We start from the raw sequence: 21,388 nt of genomic DNA, 5'->3' as shown, positions 1-21,388 counted from the left end.
TCGTCATTTCTGGTCGCCCACTCTCACTTGAAAATGTAGAAGATCATTTCGACGCTTTACTATATGGCTGGCTATTAGGACAAGAAACGGGTTACGCCGTTGCCGATCTATTGAGCGGGAAAGCCGTTCCAAGCGGCAAAATGCCCGTTACAGTACCAAGAAATGTCGGCCAAATCCCCGCCTTCTACAACCACAAACCTACAGCGCGCAGAGGGTATGCCTTTGCAGATGCATCCCCATTATATGCTTTCGGTCACGGCCTGAGTTACACCAGATTCGAGTTTGGGAACGTCTCTCTTTCCAAGGACACAATATCTCCAGACGGCAACACAACAGCATCTATTACGGTAACAAACACCGGAGAATATAAAGCTGACGAAGTTGTTCAACTATATATTAGGGATGACGTTAGTTCAGTTACCCGCCCCGTTTTAGAACTCAAAGGGTTTGAACGCATTACTTTAGCGCCAGGCGCCTCCAAGACTGTAGAATTTACAATCACGCCTGAGCACTTACAATTTTTCAACCGAGACATGAAACGTGTTGTAGAGGCGGGCACATTTACGATCATGCTCGGAAATAGCTCCCAATCACTCAAACACACAAAGCTGACTGTTGTTAAATAGCTAACCGACACACCCGCAAACAGCTTTACGGCGTATTTAAACTCCACCCGCAATCAAGGCCACATCACTGATTGCGGGTGGAGAAGCTACTCTTTAAGCTCAGGCATTGAGCAAAAAACCAGAGCACACAGCACTCCCTTCCCCTAACAAACTCCTTTCTTCCTACCTGATTGAGCGAACACACCATGAGGACACCTCCCTCATGGTGTGTTCGCCCAATCACGCAATATATGACCCCATCGCCTCCCCGCAGACCACGCTACACGTCAAATTGCTACCTCCCCGACTCAAACAATATTCAAACTCAAAAATTACGTGGCCTTTTCGGGTAAGAAATACGCAAAGTGATAATTTTTCTCGCATCCTCACGTTACGAAAATCTATTGTTTTCATTTTTTTGCATACTCTGCAAAATAGACAAATAAAACGGAAGTTCTTTGCAAACTCGGAGTAATTTGTGCCAAAATTGGACTTTATGTGACTTTTTCACACCACAAATTAGATTCACATGCCGACCACTGGACATAATTTTCATATTATGCAAAAGTTTTGCATGTTTTTGCATTGGGCGCAAAATCGAACATATAAATTGGGAGGAATACATGCCTAAAGGGGTCAACCTAAAGCAGAGAATGCTTATCGGCGCAGCATCGGGGGCGATGCTCATTTTAGGTGCACCAAGTTTCGCACAAGAAGCAGCTGAACCAGTTGAAAAAACTGAAGGCGAGCAAAAAGTCTTGGACGTTATTACGGTCACCGGTATCAAAAGTTCGATTGAAAACTCTCTAGCAACAAAGAGAGAATCCAACTCAATCATTGAAGCAATTTCTGCTGAAGATATTGGACGCCTTCCAGATTTATCAATCGCAGACTCCCTAGCACGCCTTCCTGGCGTAACGGCCCAGCGTGTACGCGGGCGCTCCCAACAAGTTTCTATTCGCGGTTTGGGACCAGACTTCTCTCTTGCACTTTTAAATGGTCGTGAAGTTGTATCTGCCGGTAACAATCGCGGTGTTGAGTTTGACCAATTCCCATCAGAACTTGTCGCGAAAGGTATCGTATATAAATCACCTGATGCACAATTAGCAGCAACAGGTATCGCCGGCGCGGTTGACCTTCGCACTGTGCGCCCACTGGACTACAACGAACGTAAAATCAACGTATCGGGTAAGTATGTTCTCAATGATAGTGGAGAACTCAACCCAGATTATGAGGACACTGGTTACCGCTTATTTGGATCTTATATTGACCAAAACGAAGATGGAACAATTGGGTGGTCTCTAGCTGCAACACAGCAATCCAACCCGACACACTACACAACCCGCGAACTTAAAACGAATGGCGGCCAAACAAGCATTGATGATGTCACTGGCCTAGTTTACCCGTCAGACAACCCACGCACAGGTGTTGTTTCTCGTGAGTTTGAACGCACATCAATCGCCGGTGCTTTGCAATTTGAACCTACAGACAACTGGCGCACATCTATCGACGCTTTCTACACAGACACAGAGGATGCCGGTATCTTCCGCGGCGTAGAAACACCAATCGCATCGTGGTCGGGAGCGAGCTTTGATAGCGCAACAGGAAGCAACGGATTCGCGGATTCCGCAACTTACACAGATGTTTCTCCAATCGTTCGCACAGACACCGAAGGCAACACAGCCGAAATTTGGGCGTTGGGCATCAACACACAATATGATGTGTCTGACAACCTAACTCTAACGCTTGATCTTGCCCGCTCAACGCTTGAGCGTAACGATATCGACTACGAATCTTATGCAGGTATCGGAGCTGCCCGCTCAGGCACACTCGACACCCTAAAGTTCAATTTCGATCCAGATGGCGAATACAGCATTGATCACGATGTTGACTATACAGATTCTGCGAACGTTCTTTTAACTGACCCAGGTGGTTGGGGCCAAGTTGGCTTCATTAAAGAGCCAAAAATTGAAGATGAACTAGACCAAATTCGTGTTGAAGCTGAATACTTCTTAAACTCTGGATTTATTTCCTCAGTAAAAGCTGGTGCTTTCTCAACTCAACGCGAGAAGAACTTCGATTCAAACGAAGCATTCTTGCGTGCAACAGACGCGTTTGGAAATGGCCTTGTACTTCCAAGATCAGCTATTCGCGGCATCACAGACAGCGGCTCAATCGGCCTAGATATTCTAGCATATGACCCAGCAAGCTTAATCGCAGACGGCACATATGTTGTGGAGCCCGCAAACGGCACACGCTGGACGCTTGAAGAAGATCTGATGACATATTTTGCAATGGCCAACATTGATACCCAATTGGGTTCAGTGCCAATGCGCGGAAACTTTGGTTTCCAATATGTCGACACAACTCAAGAATCGACCGGAACTTTGAACTTTGGTGCAAACCAATTTTCTCAAACTGTAGAAGACTCCTACAGCAATTTCCTACCTAGCTTGAACTTAAACTTCGAAGTAACAGAAGACACATTTATACGTTTCGCAGCCGCTCAAACTGTGACGCGCCCACGCCTCGATCAATTGGCGGCAAACCAAAACTTGGATAGCAATCCAATCTCATGTGTAAGCACTGATGGTGATCAACTTCCAGACGTCCTCGTGACGTTTGATCCGCCCGAAACAGTTTGTTTCACACAAAGCGGTGGTAACCCATTCTTGCAACCATACAAATCAACTGCATTTGATCTTGCATTTGAGAAATACTTTGACTCCACAACAGCTCTATCTGTTGCCCTCTTCCACAAAGAATTGTCTGACTGGGTAGTAGACCGCAACACGATGATCGACGGCACACAATCACTTATCGCTGGTGGGCATGGTGACTTCTTGGCTGCAAACCCTGAAGTATCTCAAGTACGTTTGTCTGGTCCTGTAAACTTTGCTGAAGGTTCCATTACAGGTATCGAAGCAACATTCCGCATGAACTTGGACAACATTTTGCCGCCTGCACTTGAAGGCTTCGGCTTCAATGCGAGCTATACATATGCAGACAACGGCCTTGAAACGGAAAACGGCGATGAACTTCCAATTCCAGGATATTCTGACACCGTCTGGTCGGGTGATTTCTACTACGAGAACTATGGCTGGCGTGCACGTGTTAGCGCGCGTTACCGTTCAGATTTCTTGTCTGAAGTACAAAACTTCGATGGCTCTTTAGCAGGTGCTCAAGCACTTGAAGAAACGATCGTAGACCTGCAAGTTGGATATGAATGGGACAGCGGAAAATTGGAAGGTTTGGCTTTGAATTTCGAAGTCTTCAACCTCACAGACGAGCCATTCGCTACCTCTAACGATACAGCTTTGGACGGCGTTTCATATATCAGTCGCCACGAGCAATACGGTACAACTTATAACTTCACCGTATCCAAATCTTTCTAGATTAGGTTTCCTCCCTACCTTAATCTTAAACTTAGCCCGCATGGAAACGTGCGGGCTATTTTGTTCCCTATTCCTCTGCTAGAGTATTGCCATGACTAATACGCAGATTCAGAAGATTGTCATCGTAGGCGGCGGTACTGCTGGTTGGATATCGGCTGCTGCACTCGCTAAGCTCCTGCCCCCATCAATCTCCGTGACTTTAATTGAATCAGACTCAATTGCCACAGTCGGAGTTGGCGAAGCCACCATACCGCAAATACGTCGTCTAAATGGTATGTTGGGGCTGAATGAAAATACGTTTTTAAAAGCCACTAAAGGCACAATAAAACTCGGCATTGAATTTTCTAACTGGGGCAAAATTGGAGAAAGCTACCTTCACACATTTGGCGATGTGGGCCTCAACCTTTCCAACCTCCAATTTCATCACTATTGGAAGCGCGCCCAAGAAGAAGGTAAACAAAGCTCTCTTTGGGATTACTCACTTCACCACAAAGTGGCCTACTCCAATAAGTTTGACCGTTTAGAACGCATTGGCAAAACTGGAATGACAGGGCTATCCTATGCCTTTCATTTTGATGCTGGATTATATGCCCGCTTCCTTCGCAATTTTGCAGAAACGTCAGGTGTCACACGCATTGAAGGCTTCGTAAAACAAACAGTACTCAATCCCCACACCGGCTTTATAGACCATGTAAAACTTGAAAACGGCCCCCAAATTGAAGGTGATCTTTTTATTGATTGCTCCGGTTTTCGCGGCCTTTTAATAGATAAAGCCTTAGGCGTTAGCTATCAGGACTGGACCCATTGGCTCCCCTGCAATCGTGCTATCGCAGTCCCTTCTCAAAGCACCCGTCCGCTCGTCCCTTACACAAAATCCATTGCGCACACCGCAGGCTGGCAATGGCGCATTCCTCTACAGCACCGCACAGGTAATGGGCATGTCTATAGTGATCAATTCATGCAGGATGAAACCGCCCTTGAAATTCTATTGTCGAACCTGGACGGTCCTCCCATTGCAGACCCCAACCACATCCGCTTCACCACCGGACGACGTGAGAAGTTTTGGCACAAAAACTGTATTTCAATTGGCCTGTCGAGTGGTTTTCTTGAACCCCTGGAATCCACATCAATCCACCTCATCCAATCAAATATTTCCCGCTTAATTGAATTATTGCCTACCCAAAAAATGGAGCCGGCCAATATCAATGAATACAATCGCCAAGTCTCCAAAGAATATGAATTAATACGTGACTTTATAATCCTGCACTATCATTGCACCCAGCGCGAAGACTCTGATTTTTGGCGCTATTGCAAAAATATGGATATTCCAGACAGTCTAAAACAAAAACTGGAGTTATTCTCTGCAACAGGTCGCATCCATAAAGAACCAGAAGATTTGTTTAGAGAAGCAAGCTGGGTTCAGGTCATGATTGGCCAAGGCCTTATACCCCAATCCTATCACGCAATGGCAGATAGGCTATCAACCGACCAATTAGAGAAATTCTTAGCCGATATTGACGCAATTATTGCGCAGGCTGAAGCTCAACTTCCAAGCCATGAAGACTTCCTAACGCGCAATTGTCAGGTAGACTTACAATAATTTTCAACATAAGTGCGATGATCGGGCATCACTTTCAATGCGCTTTGCATTGCTGCCTGCACTTGAGAAAAACGCTCTGACACCGGAACTTGCATTCGGTATGATGTGAGTGCCGGCGCTCGCTTGGGTTTAATTCCCTGCCCCAAATAGACAGCTATCCAGCTTGGATTGTGAAACAACTCCCTTTCATCGGAAACCAAGATTCCGTTTTCACGAAACTGTTCCATTTTATAGGCTAGTCGATCTGGAATCGGCATGTTCGCGCAATATTGCCAAAATGACGTATCATCGCGCTCAGTTGCCTTGTAATGCAAAATCAAAAAATCACGAATGCGTTCGTATTCCGCAGAGGTCAGCGCATTATATTCGTCCGCCAATAAAGGAGACATATCCGCACTGGGAAAAAGCGCGAGCAAACGCATTATCCCATATTGGATGAGGTGCAAACTCGTCGATTCAAGTGGCTCCATAAAACCAGCAGATAGCCCAATCGCGACACAATTTTTGTTCCAAAACTTCTTTCGTCGTCCCGTCACAAATCGAAGATGACGCGCATCGACCAACGCATCCCCTTCTATTGATTTCATCAATTCGTCTTCAGCTAAATGCGGGGCAAGATGCTGGCTGGAGTAGACATAGCCATTACCAACCCTGTGCTGCAAAGGTATCCTCCACTGCCAACCCGCAGCCTTAGCAGTCGACTTGGTATAGGCTAGCAAAGGCCCTTCAGCAGCATTGCAGGCTGCAGCCACGGCACGATCACATGGTAACCAGCGCGACCAATCCTCGTATCCTGTCTGTAACGCTTTTTCTATAAGAACACCATAAAAGCCAGTACAATCAATGTACAAGTCAGCCTCTATTGTCTCGCCGCTCTGCAATAGTATTTTTTCAATATCACCCGTTTCGGCACGCAATTCAACATTGACCACCTTCCCCTCAAGCCGCTCCACTCCTCGTAGCTCACTATATTTCCGTAAGAAACGCGCATATAAATTCGCATCGAAATGATAAGCATAATCAAAGGTAGATTGTATTTTCCGCTTATCCTTTTCTGGATGCTGAAATTTACCCGCCTCCGACATTTTCCAAGCCATGGAAAACATGTCGATAGATTGGGAAATATCCCCCCGTATCGCTTCGCGCATCCAGTATTGATAAAATGGGGTTTGATCAAACTCAGCCCCATACTGCCCAAAAGGATGGAAGTAAGACTGATTTTTACCAGCCCAATCAATAAATTCTATTCCCAGTTTAAACGTCGCATTGGTTTCACGCATGAAACTAGCTTCATCTATACCCAATTGTGCATTGAAATATTTCACCGGTGGAATGGTCGCTTCACCCACACCCACCGTCCCAATTTCTTCGGACTCCACCAGTTTTATCTGACAGCTTTTTTGAAGCGCATTAGATAATGCAGCAGCCGCCATCCAACCAGCTGACCCGCCGCCAATAATCGCTATCGTTTTTATCGGAGCTGCATTCATCTCAAAGCCATCTTTCGTTTTAAGCTTTCCAATATGTATTATTTATCTATTTGAATGAAATCATTATTTTGTTCGCAAGCAGAATTGGACGTGCTATTAAATACATCATGACTGATACGCGATTTGAAATCCACCGCTTTGGAAAAGAACAAAACCCCATTGTCGTTATCGACGATTTTTCTTCGTCCCCAGACACTTTATTAAAAGCCGCGCATTCATCGCAGTATGGTCCTGCCGGACGACATTATCCTGGCTTACGTGCGCAATCATCTCCCGCTTACCTCCAAGAACAAGACGCTCTCCTAAAGCACGTTCTAGCTGACGTTTTTGCATTCAATTCGGGTGCACATTTCATCGAGTGTAATTATTCAATCGTTAATACACCGCCTGAAAAACTAACCCCAATTCAGCGTATCCCGCACTTTGATGGGACAGATACAAACACGATCGCCCTACTTCACTATCTTTGCCCCGAACAAGACGGCGGCACTGGTTTCTACCGACACAATTCCACAGGATTTGAGCATCTATCCGCGGATAGATTGGGGATATATGACGCAAAACTCAAGCAAGATGTTGCAATTCACGGCCTACCCAAACCCGCCTATTTTAACCAATCAGATGCCATTTTCGAATGCATTGGCACGATCCCCGCAAAATTCAATCGTATGGTGATATACAAAGGTATCAATCTTCACTCCGGCCTCATTAAACGCCCAGAAAATATCGGGCAACGCATTGAAAATGCACGCATTACCCTAAATACTTTCATGCGAGCACGGCCCTAAACTATTGCATCTCCACACCAATAAGCACGCGATTTCGCCATGGCTCTAAAGACCATTCCTGCCCATTGGCAACTTCTACGAATTCACCACTAAACGCATCCTTGTAAAGTCCAGGCATAATAGCGTCCTCAATCTCAACTTTTGCGGCCTCTGCTGACATATTGAAAATGCCAATGACACGTGACGCTTCATTACGTCTTATAAATGCAAATATCTGAGATTTATTGTTATGCTTCAAGCCAACCATACGCGCACCGGATTTTCCGTTGTGCAACGCTGTTTGTTCTGTTTTCAGATCAATTAAACGTTTAAAAAGATTAGCTATTTCATGCGCCTGCCATGCAATCGGATCACGCTCAAAGAAAGCAAGCATACGCTCATTAAAAGCTTCTTGACCGTTATAAATAAGCGGTATGCCTTCGCTCAGAAATGATAAAACAATCGCATTTTCATACGCATCACCATACATAATAGGCGCAGCTTCATCCCATGAATTTTGATCATGATTGGATGTATATAACATGCGGTAAGCATCATCAGGCCACAACCCTTGGTTCTCGAAATAATACCATTCAAATGCAGAAGCATCCGCATCGCCATGTGCTATTTTCTGCATGGTTTCTTTCCAGCCCCACGCATAGGTCGCATCAAATGCCTTTGCATGCACATCGCGCTGCTCGTATTCAGCAAGCATAAATACAGGCTTAACCTTATCCAATTCCGCCCGCACTGTTTCCCAAAAATCTAGCGGCACCAACCCAGCCACATCGGCGCGAAAACCATCCACACCGACATCCTCAACCCAATAGCGCATAGAGTCTGTCATGTATTTGCGCAGACCTGCTTGGGAATAGTCCAGATCGATAATATCGGACCAATTCACCCATGGTGTAGGCTCCAGCTCACCGCGCAAATCACGCTCGTACCACTCAGGGTGTTCGGTGACGAGGTGATTGTCCCACGCTGTATGATTGGCCACCCAATCTAAAATCACATGCATATCAAGCGCATGCGCTGCATCCACGAAAGCTTTCAAATCTTCAAGCGTACCAAATTCAGGATTCACAGCACGATAGTCCTTCACGGCATAGGGAGAACCAAGCTCCCCTTTCCGTTCAACCTCACCAATAGGGTGTATGGGCATCAGCCAAACGATATCAATCCCCATTTGCGCCAATCGCGGTAGTTGCGCCTGCGCTGCTTTGAAACTTCCCTCCGGCGTGAATTGACGCGTATTGATCTGATAAATCACCGCGTCCCTTGTCCATTCTGGATGCTCAATCTGCACATAAGGTTTGGGGGTATAATCAGGCGCAGCAACATCCTGCGTCATCTGAAGTTCTTCTTGACCGCTTGTTTGATCAGAACACGCCATTGCGCAGACACTAAACGCCAATATCAACGCAGCCCGTATCATGACGCCACCTCTTCTTGCGAGGTCTTGGTAACAAACATCACTGCGATAGCTGCACAAGCAAATGAGGTCGCAGCAATCGCAAACGCCCATATGGGCTCATTGCTGAAAAATGTCCGGATCAAAAAGCCCAACAATGTCGCTGCTACAAGCTGAGGCACCACAATGAAAATATTGAATACTCCCATATAGATACCCATTTTATTGCTAGGCACGGAACTCGCCAAAATCGCATATGGCACGGACACAATCGCTGCCCACGCGATCCCGACCCCTATCATTGGCACAACCAGCATAGCCGGCGCTTTAAACAAAATAAGCCCAGCAAAACCCAGCGCACCACATGCCATACATACAGCGTGCAATTTGCGATTATCCATTTTCGTCGCCAACCATATTATACCCAGCGCACCCGCAGCAGCGACTCCATTGCGAACAGCCCCCAGCAAGGCCCACCAGTTACCTGCCTCTTGATATAGCGCACTCTGCGCATTTGTGGCTCCATAATGAAAATCAGCGATTGCGGGCGTGCCGTAAATCCACATCGCAAATAGCCCAAACCACGAAAAAAACTGAACCACAGCAAGTTGGCGCATAGCGAGCGGCATACGGAATAAATCGTTCACCACCTCCACATACCCATTGTGCACTTTGCGTTGTGCCGTCATTGCTCCTGCTACAAGCTGAATGATTCCAAAAACCGCAATCATTCCAGCAAGCACATAGAGGTCTTTTCCAAACTCAACATTCCCAAACCATTCAGGGCGCGCTTCTTGACGGCCAGTAAAGAAAAACACCCCCAGCAAACTACCAAGCACGAGCCAGATTAGACCGCCCTTATAAAAATATTGAGCTTGCTTATTCTCAACAGGCTCAGGCTCGACCCCGCCTTCTTCACTGCGTTTTGCCTTTTCAAACGCTTCCATCTCTTCGGGTGAATACTCTTTGGTCGTCAAAACAGTCACTAAAACCGCAAGAAAGAGCGCTGCCCCCCCCACATAAAAAGCGATGTGAACCGTAAGCGGTATCTGTCCTTCTGGCGCAGTATTTTCAACACCCCATTGGGTCAACAACCAAGGCAACGCCCCCGCTAGCACAGCCCCAATACCAATGAAGAAGCTCTGCATCGCATACCCCATTGTACGCTGACGACTAGGCAACATATCACCAACAAAAGCGCGCGTTGGCTCCATTGTAATGTTTAAGGATGCATCAAGTATCCAAAGCACACCCGCCGCAATCCACAAATTGGGGCTGTTTGGCATCACAAACAATGAGAGGCTCGCAAGTATTGCACCAATCATGAAGTAAGGACGACGGCGACCAAACCTTCCCCATGTCTTGTCTGATAAATGCCCAACAATTGGTTGTATCAACAACCCCGTTAGCGGGGCCGCAATCCACAAGATGGCAAGCGAGTCCATTTCCGCACCGAGGGTCTGGAAAATACGGCTCATATTACCGCTTTGCAGGTCAAATCCGATTTGAATCCCAAGGAATCCAAAACACATGTTCCAAATTTGGCCAAAACTTAAACTAGGCTTCTGCATACTCGCTCCCTCAGCGCTCCGGAATTATTAAATCCGGTTTTGCCCCTTATTTACATTTAATGCTGCGCACTATTTTCCCAAAAGAAAGATCAACGGATCTTCCAGCCTAGCTGCCCAACTTGCTTCATTATGGTCTGCGCCATCATACATGCGGGATGCATAGTTTTCCGCGCCAAAACCACGCTTGGAAAAATAACCATCCATTCGCTTTTGGTATTCAGGATAATGCGCATCCAAATTCAAGGTACCGTGATCAAACCAAAAGCGATGCTTGGATGCATCTATACCACCAGCACTCAAACTTTTTTGGATCGCTTTGATTGCCTTTTTAGGCTTCACACTTTTTGGATCAACAAGCGGCCAATGCGTAGAAAGTCCCGCTGCTGCACCAAAAACATCTGGATATTGAGACACAGCATAAAGCGAGATTAACCCACCCATAGATGCCCCCATCACAAAAGTATTTTCTGCCCCATCCAACACTCTAAATTCAGCGTCTATTTTAGGTTTCAGGTCTTCAACAATAAAGGAAAGATAATCATCTGAAAAAGGCGTTTGCGATTCATCTTTCACTGCCAGCTTCAAATTTTCCAAAAAGGCTTCCGGAGCATATTCACGCCAGCGTTCTTGCCCATGCTCAATAGCAACAATAATTGCAGGTCTCACCTTCTCCTCTGCAATTAATCTCGCGAGTGTTTCATCAACCTTCCACTCATCCCCTGTAACCGCACGCCCTGGTTCAATTAAATTCTGCCCGTCATGCATATAAATAACAGGATAACGATCATCAGACGCATCATAGCCGGCAGGCACAAGTACTGTCACATCACGTTCTGGAATATGTGGTGCACCAAGATTCTCTAGCACTACTTTTTTCATTGCAGGGACCGGCTTCAAAGACTCAATTTGAGCTGCCTCAACAGGCACAATACGAATTGCAAAACCGCCACCCGCAGCAAGCTTTAAACCAAGTTTTGTTTGAGACGTGACAATACGTTTATCAATCGCAATATCATAAGGTGCAGTTTCCCAATTTGCTGAATCGCCATCTCTATAAATTTCAGCCCGATATGTGCGATTGGCATCCAAAAATGCGAAATCAAGCTTTACCTCACGCGCATTTTCGTCACTCACAGCACCAACATACCAATTTTCTGCGCCGCGCTCTTGGCGCGCCATCACGACGAAATCACCAACCTCACCCGCTAATGCAATCGACTGCTCCCAATCCGTGGGCACATCTTTTATGAACTGAAACGCATTTGGAAATTTCTTATAGTTTTCAGGCAAGTCTGCGGCCATTTGAATAGGACTATAAATCGTTACATACAGCGCCAATTGTTTGGCCAATGTCGAGGGCACACGATTTTCGTCATCTTCACCATTTGGCATGAGGTCAAAAATACCGGGTGTAAAATCAAAAGGCCCAGATAGCATCCGCGTAAAGGGTAATATCGCCTGATGTTCGGGTGGATTAGGCGGCGTGCCCCAAGCATTAAATTCCATCCCCCGCGCACCCTCGCGTGAAATCGCATTTGGGTATGTGCGACGCAATCCCGTATCCTTCACCGGCTCATGTGCATTCACAGCAATACCATGCTCATGTGCACGTTTTAAAACATGTAAATCGTGCACGACGCGTTCTTGGCTGGCATGCCAAGTGTATCTTGGATGCCCTTCTGCATCTATGAATTTAAGATCGCTGCCATCAGCCACATAACCTGTCTTTACCGCAGGTATGCCATTCGCCTCATAAAGATCGAATGCCGCCTCAAGCTGGTTCTCATAATTGGTGATATTACCAGATGTCTCATGGTGCCCGATTATGTGTACACCTCGCTCTTTAGCATAGACGCTTAGCTCTGGCAGATTAAAGTCTGGATAGGCTTGGGTGAAGCTAAATAAATCACCATTATTAAACCAGTCCCCATCCCATCCAATATTCCATCCTTCAACGAGAACCCCGCTAAAACCATTTTCCGCCGCAAAATCAATATAGGCCTTTGTGTTTTCAGTCGTAGCACCGTGCTGTGGGCCGGACCCCCAAGTATATTTATTGATGTGCATTCCCCACCAAATACCAATATACTTGCCCGGCTTAAAATATGAAACATCACCTAACTTATTCGGCTCATTCAAATTGAGATAAATATCCGATCCATTGATCAATCCGGCAGCATCATCCGCTATCTGAATAACACGCCAAGGTGTATCAAAAGCTCCCTCAACACGTACTTTTACACCATCATGACGCGGCGCAAGGTCTGCTTCCAGCACACCTGCCCTACGTTGATCTAACCACATGCCGGAATAATCAACGAGCGCAGCTTCATGAATAGCGACATGTGTATTTGAGTTAGGAAGTTTCAACGTAAATGGAGTATGCGCACGCTCCATTTCATTTAATGGTGTAGTGCGATAAATATACTCATAACGATTAAATTCTCCAGCAGGTGTCCACCACGCAAGAGACGCAGGATCAAGACTAAATTCGGTCAACTCATCAACAATTGCCCGCGCGCCAGTATCTGGAACTTCATAACGAAACCCTACACCGCCATCAAATACGCGTGCTCGTAAATTAAATTGCGGCGTTTGGTCTTTTGCTGAAAGTAGTGTCACCAGTACTTCAGAGTGCTTATCAACGACGAGCCGCTTTTCTCCCCATGGTTGTTCCCATGTTTCATCCGAGATATTTCGGGATACGTCGCCAATTATAAAATCAGTGTCCAAATCTTTACCGGACGCAAACCTCAACCCCAATCGAGACGGGGCCAGAACAACCTCACCGGATTTTGAAACCGAATAGATTAGTTTTCCATCTTGAATTTTAAGCTGAAATTCTATTCTTCCATCAGGTGAGACAAGCGTAACGCCATCACCCTGTTTGCGCTCAGTGACCGTGGCGACATCAGCCGACTGGCTCTGCGCAAACGCAAATGGACCAGCGCCTAAGCAGGCAGCTAGCAGAACTATAGCCTTTGACCAGCTTGTCATATTCATTTTCTCTCCCCGATGTGTATATTTTTGCAACAAACCTACACATTTTGCTATTTTTTGCAACACACATGCAAAACATTTAGGTACATAAAAATGGCTAATTACACGTTATTACGTAAGAAAATCGGCTGTATTCGACGTTTCGCTAATGATTGAGCCATTTTCATTCTAGACAAAATAGCAATTATTTGCATAAATTTGCAAAACAAATATACCAACGACCAAACTAGGAGGAAAACAATGCAGCCCCCCCCAACGGGACAAAAGCTCCCCAAAAGCTTACGTCGCCTATCCACACTCTTAGCGGCTTCTGTTTTTCCTCTTTTAATACAATGCAGTACAGCCGAACCAATTCAGAATAATTATAGCGTTGCCTATTCTGATCGCACCCCCGCTGACGAAATCATCTATTTCGTCCTCCCTGACAGATTCGCAAATGCCGATCCCCAAAACGATACCGGCAACATTTCTGGCGATAAACTAACCCACGGGTTCGATCCAAGTCACAAAGGATTTTATCACGGCGGAGACCTGAAGGGTCTCACACAAGAACTTGATTATATTCAAGGTTTGGGTGCCACAGCGATATGGCTCACCCCCATTTTCAAAAACAAAGCCGTACAAGGTCCGCCTGGCCTAGAATCTTCTGGGTATCACGGTTATTGGATCACCGACTTCACCGATATTGACCCTCATTTGGGAACCCGAGAAGACTTCAAGGAATTTGTAGATGCAGCCCACGCACGCAACATGAAAGTCTATATGGACATTATCACCAACCACACCGCCGATGTAATAAAATATGAGGAATGTCATGGGGTTAACGCCCCTCAAGAACTAAAAGAAACAGGTGAATGCCCCTATTTACCTTTAGCTGAATATCCTTATACGACCAAAGGTCACTTCACCGGTGAAGCCACCAATACCGGCTTCTTGGGAGATGATCCCATTCACCAAACGGAAGAAAATTTTGAGAAACTAACAGATCCAAATTTCGCATATAACATCTTCACCCCAGAAGAAGAGAAAAATGCTAAAACACCCGCATGGTTGAACAACCCCATATATTACCACAATCGCGGACATACCACGTTTAAAGGTGAAGACGCAGTGTATGGTGATTTTGCTGGGCTTGATGACCTAATGACGGAGCATCCCGTTGTTGTGCAAGGATTTATCGACATATACGCTCAATGGATCCGAGATTTTCATGTCGATGGATTTCGCATTGATACGACAAAACATGTAAATCCAGAATTTTGGCAGCAACTCATCCCTGCGCTTGAAAAAACGGCCCTAGAAGAAGGCATTGAAAATTTTCATATATTTGGTGAAGTGTACGAATTTGATGCTGGACAACTTGCTGTATTCACAAAACGCGACAAAATCCCTTCTGTTCTTGACTTTGCTTTCCAAGGCGTTGTGACCGACTTCGTTCTTAAAGGGGCTCCCGGCGAAGAGCTCAAGCGATTATTTAATGCTGACCACCTATATGGCGAGCAAGCACGTAATGGACAGCATCTTCCAACCTTCCTAGGGAACCACGATATGGGTCGTTTTTCCGGCATGATGCAAGATGAAATGCCAGATATTTCACAAGAGGAAAAACTAGCCCGATTAAAACTTGCGCACGCCTTATTAATGCTCAATCGCGGCGTGCCAACAATATATTATGGGGATGAACAAGGTTTCGTTTCCGATGAAGGAGACCAAGGCGCTCGTGAAGATATGTTCCCGAGTAAAGTAGCATCTTACAATGATAACATCCTTATCGGCTCAGATGCACGCACCTCCTCTAGCAATTTTGATAAGTCTCACCCTCTATATTATGCAATTTCCCAAATGGCGGCCATTCGTACGCAACACTCCGCACTAAGAACAGGCACTCAAATCGTTCGCCTTGCCGATACAGAAGAGAGTACATTTGTTTTATCTCGATTTTCTCCGAACGACGGCCGAGAATACGTAATTGCCTTTAACGCAGAAAACACACCGCGTACCCTCACCTTTCCTGTCGATGGGCACTCCAACCAATGGGAAGCCCTCATCGGCACCTGCCCCAAATCAAGCCCTGCAACAGGCGTTCTTTCTCTCACCATACCAAGTTTGGGATATGCTGTATGTAAAGTTGCCGATGGAGTACAGTAGATGAATGCCTCAACCACACTCGCTAAGCCAAGCGTACACCCTCACACGAATTCACAATCGTTTTGGTGGAAAGGCGCGGTCATATACCAGATATACCCGCGCAGTTTTCTCGATACAAATGATGACGGCGTTGGAGATTTAGCGGGCATACTAAGCGGATTGGAATATGTCGCATCACTTGGAGTTGATGGTATATGGATTTCTCCATTTTACACATCTCCGATGAAGGATTTTGGCTATGATATTGCCAATTATTGCGACGTAGATCCCATTTTTGGAACGCTTGCCGACTTTGATGCAATCATAGAACGCGCTCACGAGCTTGGCCTAAAAGTCATTATTGACCAGGTGTACTCTCACACTTCAGACCAACACCCTTGGTTTGAGACGAGCCGAAAAGACCGAACAAATGAGAAATCCGACTGGTATGTTTGGGCTGACGCTAAACCAGATGGCAGCCCCCCATCAAACTGGCAGTCTGTATTTGGTGGCCCTGCTTGGGAATGGGATGCGCGCCGGAAGCAATTTTATCTTCATAATTTCCTGACTGAACAACCTCAGCTAAACGTCAACAATCCAGAAGTACAGGCCGCTCTGCTTGAAACCACTCGCTTTTGGCTAGAACGCAATGTTGATGGCTTTCGGTTGGATGCCATCAATTTCTCAATGCATGACACTCAATTGCGGGACAACCCCCCCTCGAACAAACCAATAGAAGCGATAACGCGTTCTTTTGATATGCAATTGCATACATACAATCAGTCCCAACCTGAAATACCTGCATTTCTTCAAAAAGTGCGCACACTTTTAGATTCTTATGGTGCAAAATTCACCGTTGCAGAAGTTGGAGGTGATGACCCCATTCACGAAATGAAAGCTTTTACGCATGGCGAAAAGCACCTTAACTCCGCTTATAATTTCGATTTTCTGTACGCTGAAAAACTCACAACAGAAGGGATTATGAAATCTGTAAATATGTGGGATGGAAACTCTGAAGAAGGTTGGCCCAGCTGGGCTTTCTCAAATCATGATGCTCCACGCGCTGTCTCTCGTTGGATTCCTCATGAAGAGCATCCCCAAGCATCCCACACTTTAATGATGCTGCTCATGTCATTGCGAGGCAATCCAATTATCTATCAAGGTGAAGAGTTGGGCCTCCCACAAGCCCATGTTCCTTTTGATAAACTTGTCGACCCAGAAGCAATAGTAAACTGGCCGCACACACTAGGACGAGATGGCGCGCGCACGCCGCTTCCTTGGCATCATGACAAGCCTCATGCAGGCTTTTCAAACGAGGAACCTTGGCTGCCAGTAGACGATAATCACTACCCTTTAAGTATAAATCAACAGAATCAAGACAACTCATCTTGTCTCAACGCCGTTAAAAAGCTTGTAAAATTAAGAAAAACCATCCCAGCCCTAAGCATTGGGGATCAGACTTTTATTCCACAAAGTGACGGGATATTGGTTTTTATACGTAAATCTGGACAAGAACGGATACTATGTGGATATAATTTGACGGATGAACACGTCTTTATTGATATCCAAGAAAATTTGGAGTTAATAGCCACTGAAGCTGGTCCAACCTCTCCGAATAGTCCGTTTACAAACAAACTGGCACCTTGGAGTGGTTTTTGGGCGAGGCTGATCACGCAAACAGAATGAGGAATTCTACTATATGGGTGATACACCTTCTGCACGCCGCAAAGCCACACGTTTAGAAGATCTTGCGCGCTCGTCAGGTGTCTCTGTCTCAACAGTTTCCAGAGCGCTAAATGATAGCCCGGCAATCAATCGGCGCACGAAAGAACATATATGGCAACTCGCACGCCAAATGGACTATCCTTTCCGACAGTCCATGCCATCAGGCCCTATTGGGGCTGATGCAACAATCGCTATTGTCGTACCGCAACCTCAATCAAGAGATGCGCACCGCTCCGATCCTTTCCTAATACAGTTATTGGACGGTGTGTATTCAGCCGCGCGCGACAGAGATTGTGATGTTCTTGTCAGCCATATCTCGCCGAGAACCTATGACGACTTAGCATTCGCCATGAAAACAAGCCGCGCAGACGGCATTATATTCATTGGTCAAAGCGCACTTCGCTCTGACTTCAATGCGCTTAGCCAAGAGGATAAGAGGTTTGTTGTATGGGGAGCAGAATTTTCTGATCAAGAGTATTGCTGTGTAGGAAGTGACAATCCGGAAGGCGGACGGCGCGCCACCGCCCACCTCATCAGACTGAATAGACAACGCATAGTTTTTCTAGGGGATACACAAGCACCGGAGGCGGCCCAACGCCATCGTGGATATATGGATGCACACGCTCAATCAGGCTTATCTATAGATGATAGGTTGATTGTCCCCGCCCATTTCGAATTAGAATCAGCGGAAGCCGCGATGGAAAGTCTAATTACATCTGGTGTGAAGTTTGACGCTGTAATTGCAGCAAGTGACGTACTTGCATTAGGGGCAATCAGGGCTATTGGAAAATCAGGCCTAAAAATTCCGGAAGATATATCCGTTATAGGCTATGACGATATCCCATTTGCAAAATTATCCTATCCCGCCCTGACAACCGTTTCCCAAGATACTCGCAAGGGCGGACGATTATTGGTATCCAAACTACTTGATGGTCGCGGCCACGCCAGCCGCTCGGAACGACTGCCAACAAACTTGATAGTTCGAGAAACATGCGGCGGCTAAGCGAAGTAAGTTTGTCCACCACCTTTGTTTAGCCGGTACTTTTTTGAGTACCTTTATATTAGCGGTTTAACTCACCAAATTCTCTATAGCCTCAATAAGGCGTTTGTTTTTAGCAGTGTCCAAAGCATCCGGATGAGGTTGAGCAAACGACTTGCGATCATTGTCGTAATAACGCCCTGACGCATTCATAAATTCCTCACTCAACGCCGCACGAGTGAGGATGTCCGCTCCAATACGAAGATCATTTCCTTCACGTCCATACGCTTCTTTTACCATCTTACTGCCCAAGAAAGATGCTGGATTAACAGCGACGATCATAGGGCCATTCGCATCAAGCACTCTTACCATTTCAACTGACCACATAATCAAAGCAAGCTTACTTTGCGCATACGCCTCACCGTCGGAGAAAGTGCGTTTGTTCAAAAAACCGCGAACATCCACAGGCGACTGCGCCGCCGAAGATAAATTTACAACTCGCCCCTGATCCCCCAATGCCGGAAGCAAAGTTTTTGTCAAAAGATAAGGTGCTACAACATTTACAATAAAACGTGCATCATAGCCTTCATCTGTAAGAGGGTTCGTCAACTTGAACACGCCTGCATTATTAATAAGAACATCGATAGATTCGAAACCTTCTTGCACCTCTGCAGCCAATGTTCTCACGTTAGATAAAATAGACAAATCAGCACGGTAAGTCTTGATTTCACCAGCACCAGATATTGAGCATACAGCTTCAGCAGCTTCGCTTAACTTATTTGCATTGCGCCCATGGAGCAGCAATGTGTGACCGCTTGGTGCGATCATTTTCGCTGTCTCTAAACCTATGCCATCGGTAGCACCAGTAATCAAAATCGTCTTGGTCATAGTTTATCCTATCCAGTATTTGTGGCCCTAAAACTTCCAGCGACCTTCTAAAACGGTGCAAACTTGTCAGGTTCCACGCTGGGTTTCGTCCAACGTTGATGTGCAGTGACATGCTCATGACGCGGGGCGTATTGATGCGGCACCTGCCCCCCTTCACCATAAAGCCATAATACGAAATTATGCCGTTCACCTTCGGTGATAGGCTCAGACGCATGACCGACATTTCCGTGGTGGATCAACGCTGTCCCTGGATCAAATGTTAAACTCTCAACCCTTCGGCTTATTGGGTCTATAAAACGCACGGCTGAACCAGAATATTTTTCATCCGGCAAGTTCAAATTTATATTGAGGGTTACACTTGATGCGTCTGTGTGCGGGCGCAGGGTTGTATCTTTCCCAGCCTGCCAAGCGATCGAGAAACCAAATGTCTGACTATCAAACCCATACACATCTGGAAATAGAACCCTAGAGATTGGCCTCATATATTGATTCATCAAATTCCGGTAAAAAGATTGAAAAGTGGGGGCAGCTAGATATCCCTCTGAGCGAGGATCGAGCATCGCTCCCCCACGGTTCAAAACAATCCCGTATGGCGGGCGCAAAGGAATTTCCGCATCTGACACGCGCCTCATATACTCTCTCAAGATGTAGAGCTTCTCAGGGTCGAAAAACTGAGCCTTATACACATTTGGAAATACTTCGGTCCAAATGTCTTTAACCAAAACCTCTTGATGAGGGTTTTCCCAGCTCTGCTCAATAGCGTGACGAAGTTTGGGCGCATAAAGGGAATCATCCAAACGGATTTGGCCATGTCCACCTTTGAGTTCCCACTCAGTCCAAGCCTCTTCAAACACCTTTTTATTTTCGTTCCAAAAACGATGAACAGAAGCATCTCTTTGAAGCATGGCTTCTCGTGTTGGGCGAGGCACATTACGAACTTTTTCGAGTAAGGTTAATGACATGATTATATGCCTTTCATTACTTCTGAATACCGGACAAGAGTCCGGCTCTCGATACTTTTGCGAGGAACAGTCACGTGATGGTCGTTTGGGAGATCCAACGCGCTATGCGCCAAGGAAGGCCCCCCTCTATTGTCAAAAATGTTAAAAATAATGACTTCGTCAGGATTCATCTCTGACTGATAGAACCATTCATGGTGTGGATTGACAGTTACACCAAGAATTTGACCATGACGGTCTGGATAGATCAGCTCGATATCTATCCAATCTTCAGAGTTCATCGACACGGGGCGAATGAAGCCAAGTGGCGATGACCGGATAATATTCTCGACCGGCCGCCAGACATTCACAAATCCATACCCTGACTTTTTAAACGTCTGTGCCCGCTCCTCACCAACCAAGTCGATGAGACGTTGCTCTGCGCCAGCTCTATTGTAATCACTATGGACATTTCGAGCGGGACGACGAGGAGCTGTTGGGTCATCAACACGAACCGTATGGTCAAATACAATGACCTCCTGAGCGCCAATCTTTGCTTTCAACAGATCACTCAGCTCTTGATCATAAATTGTCTGCCAGCCATCATCACATTCAAATCGCTTTACGCGCGATGGGTTATAAATAAACTCGATACCATCGCGATTGAATGTAGGCTGACAGTCACTCTTGCGTAAATTGGTGACCTTTATATCAGTCGCGACAAGCTCTGGAGACACTAAATTCCCCAAAATTCCGTCCACGTCAAATTCAAAGGCCTGCGGTAAAAGCTTTTTAACGTGATAGTTTACGCTAGCATCAATCTGCATGGTTCCATTCCATTTCGAAAATGAAGGCCGATACAGGCCTGTCCGATACATCCTATTTATTG

General features: G+C 46.0%; 14 protein-coding genes. 7 read left to right on the top strand and 7 right to left on the bottom strand.

What is annotated here, in order from left to right:
• From ACFQS8_RS14420 to ACFQS8_RS14410, 3 genes are all read left to right on the top strand, one after another.
• A partial coding sequence (locus tag ACFQS8_RS14420; RefSeq protein WP_382168569.1) for a fibronectin type III-like domain-contianing protein occupies nucleotides 1-626 on the top strand: 626 nt, incomplete at its 5' end.
• A gap of 602 nt (nucleotides 627-1,228) precedes the next feature.
• Nucleotides 1,229-4,000, top strand: coding sequence for a TonB-dependent receptor (locus ACFQS8_RS14415; RefSeq protein WP_382168567.1), 2,772 nt, complete (start codon nucleotides 1,229-1,231; stop codon nucleotides 3,998-4,000).
• A 91-nt stretch (nucleotides 4,001-4,091) separates the two neighbouring features.
• Entirely contained in the window at nucleotides 4,092-5,600 is a 1,509-nt protein-coding gene (locus tag ACFQS8_RS14410) for a tryptophan halogenase family protein (protein ID WP_382168565.1), read from the top strand.
• Here ACFQS8_RS14410 and ACFQS8_RS14405 read toward each other — a convergent pair.
• Nucleotides 5,582-7,090: a tryptophan halogenase family protein gene (locus ACFQS8_RS14405; protein ID WP_382168563.1), complete on the bottom strand. Its 1,509-nt coding sequence runs from the start codon at nucleotides 7,088-7,090 to the stop codon at nucleotides 5,582-5,584. The two genes, ACFQS8_RS14410 and ACFQS8_RS14405, sit on opposite strands and share 19 nt — an antisense overlap.
• Before the next feature lie 107 nt (nucleotides 7,091-7,197).
• Here ACFQS8_RS14405 and ACFQS8_RS14400 point away from each other — a divergent pair, with 107 nt between their 5' ends.
• Nucleotides 7,198-7,878, top strand: a complete 681-nt coding sequence (locus ACFQS8_RS14400; RefSeq protein ID WP_382168561.1) for a DUF6445 family protein — start codon at nucleotides 7,198-7,200, stop codon at nucleotides 7,876-7,878.
• Nucleotide 7,879: 1 nt separating this feature from the next.
• On the opposite strand, the gene ACFQS8_RS14395 is transcribed toward ACFQS8_RS14400, so the two are convergent.
• From ACFQS8_RS14395 to ACFQS8_RS14380, 3 genes are all read right to left on the bottom strand, one after another.
• Nucleotides 7,880-9,295, bottom strand: a complete 1,416-nt coding sequence (locus ACFQS8_RS14395) for an alpha-amylase family glycosyl hydrolase (RefSeq protein WP_382168559.1) — start codon at nucleotides 9,293-9,295, stop codon at nucleotides 7,880-7,882.
• Nucleotides 9,292-10,842, bottom strand: a complete 1,551-nt coding sequence (locus tag ACFQS8_RS14390) for an MFS transporter (protein WP_382168557.1) — start codon at nucleotides 10,840-10,842, stop codon at nucleotides 9,292-9,294. Before ACFQS8_RS14390 ends, ACFQS8_RS14395 begins: the two co-directional genes overlap by 4 nt.
• A 69-nt stretch (nucleotides 10,843-10,911) precedes the next feature.
• Nucleotides 10,912-13,845: a glycoside hydrolase family 97 N-terminal domain-containing protein gene (locus ACFQS8_RS14380; RefSeq protein ID WP_417462167.1), complete on the bottom strand. Its 2,934-nt coding sequence runs from the start codon at nucleotides 13,843-13,845 to the stop codon at nucleotides 10,912-10,914.
• Between the two features lie 237 nt (nucleotides 13,846-14,082).
• On the opposite strand from ACFQS8_RS14380, the gene ACFQS8_RS14375 reads away from it, so the two are divergent.
• The 3 genes from ACFQS8_RS14375 to ACFQS8_RS14365 are packed head-to-tail and all read left to right on the top strand — an operon-like array spanning nucleotide 14,083 to nucleotide 18,697.
• Nucleotides 14,083-15,990: an alpha-amylase family glycosyl hydrolase gene (locus tag ACFQS8_RS14375; RefSeq protein ID WP_382168555.1), complete on the top strand. Its 1,908-nt coding sequence runs from the start codon at nucleotides 14,083-14,085 to the stop codon at nucleotides 15,988-15,990.
• Nucleotides 15,991-17,655, top strand: coding sequence for an alpha-glucosidase (locus ACFQS8_RS14370; RefSeq protein WP_382168553.1), 1,665 nt, complete (start codon nucleotides 15,991-15,993; stop codon nucleotides 17,653-17,655).
• Nucleotides 17,656-17,668: 13 nt separating this feature from the next.
• Nucleotides 17,669-18,697 (top strand): substrate-binding domain-containing protein, encoded by a 1,029-nt coding sequence (locus ACFQS8_RS14365; RefSeq protein WP_382168551.1) that lies wholly within the window; start codon nucleotides 17,669-17,671, stop codon nucleotides 18,695-18,697.
• 66 nt (nucleotides 18,698-18,763) lie between these two features.
• Here the strand turns inward: ACFQS8_RS14365 and ACFQS8_RS14360 are convergent, their stop codons facing one another.
• Genes ACFQS8_RS14360 through ACFQS8_RS14350 form a run of 3 tightly spaced genes read right to left on the bottom strand, consistent with a single transcriptional unit; the run spans nucleotide 18,764 to nucleotide 21,326 of the window.
• A complete protein-coding gene (locus tag ACFQS8_RS14360; protein ID WP_382168549.1) occupies nucleotides 18,764-19,561 on the bottom strand; it encodes an SDR family NAD(P)-dependent oxidoreductase in 798 nt (265 codons plus the stop codon).
• Between the two features lie 47 nt (nucleotides 19,562-19,608).
• Nucleotides 19,609-20,523, bottom strand: coding sequence for a 2OG-Fe(II) oxygenase family protein (locus ACFQS8_RS14355; protein ID WP_382168547.1), 915 nt, complete (start codon nucleotides 20,521-20,523; stop codon nucleotides 19,609-19,611).
• A gap of 2 nt (nucleotides 20,524-20,525) precedes the next feature.
• Nucleotides 20,526-21,326 (bottom strand): CmcJ/NvfI family oxidoreductase, encoded by an 801-nt coding sequence (locus ACFQS8_RS14350; RefSeq protein WP_382168545.1) that lies wholly within the window; start codon nucleotides 21,324-21,326, stop codon nucleotides 20,526-20,528.
• Nucleotides 21,327-21,388 lie beyond the last annotated feature (62 nt).

This window comes from Hirschia litorea (assembly GCF_042665075.1).
GTDB lineage: Bacteria > Pseudomonadota > Alphaproteobacteria > Caulobacterales > Hyphomonadaceae > Hirschia > Hirschia litorea.
The sequence above is the reverse complement of the archived record's forward strand: the minus strand, read 5'-3'. Positions and strand labels throughout refer to the sequence as shown.

Coding starts and splice junctions, on each gene's coding strand:
- ACFQS8_RS14365 (WP_382168551.1), top strand. CDS start 17,669: ATGGGTGATACACCTTCTGCACGCCGCAAAGCCACACGTTTAGAAGAT.
- ACFQS8_RS14390 (WP_382168557.1), bottom strand. CDS start 10,842: ATGCAGAAGCCTAGTTTAAGTTTTGGCCAAATTTGGAACATGTGTTTT.
- ACFQS8_RS14405 (WP_382168563.1), bottom strand. CDS start 7,090: ATGAATGCAGCTCCGATAAAAACGATAGCGATTATTGGCGGCGGGTCA.
- ACFQS8_RS14370 (WP_382168553.1), top strand. CDS start 15,991: ATGAATGCCTCAACCACACTCGCTAAGCCAAGCGTACACCCTCACACG.
- ACFQS8_RS14350 (WP_382168545.1), bottom strand. CDS start 21,326: ATGCAGATTGATGCTAGCGTAAACTATCACGTTAAAAAGCTTTTACCG.
- ACFQS8_RS14410 (WP_382168565.1), top strand. CDS start 4,092: ATGACTAATACGCAGATTCAGAAGATTGTCATCGTAGGCGGCGGTACT.
- ACFQS8_RS14400 (WP_382168561.1), top strand. CDS start 7,198: ATGACTGATACGCGATTTGAAATCCACCGCTTTGGAAAAGAACAAAAC.
- ACFQS8_RS14375 (WP_382168555.1), top strand. CDS start 14,083: ATGCAGCCCCCCCCAACGGGACAAAAGCTCCCCAAAAGCTTACGTCGC.
- ACFQS8_RS14380 (WP_417462167.1), bottom strand. CDS start 13,845: ATGAATATGACAAGCTGGTCAAAGGCTATAGTTCTGCTAGCTGCCTGC.
- ACFQS8_RS14415 (WP_382168567.1), top strand. CDS start 1,229: ATGCCTAAAGGGGTCAACCTAAAGCAGAGAATGCTTATCGGCGCAGCA.
- ACFQS8_RS14360 (WP_382168549.1), bottom strand. CDS start 19,561: ATGACCAAGACGATTTTGATTACTGGTGCTACCGATGGCATAGGTTTA.
- ACFQS8_RS14355 (WP_382168547.1), bottom strand. CDS start 20,523: ATGTCATTAACCTTACTCGAAAAAGTTCGTAATGTGCCTCGCCCAACA.
- ACFQS8_RS14395 (WP_382168559.1), bottom strand. CDS start 9,295: ATGATACGGGCTGCGTTGATATTGGCGTTTAGTGTCTGCGCAATGGCG.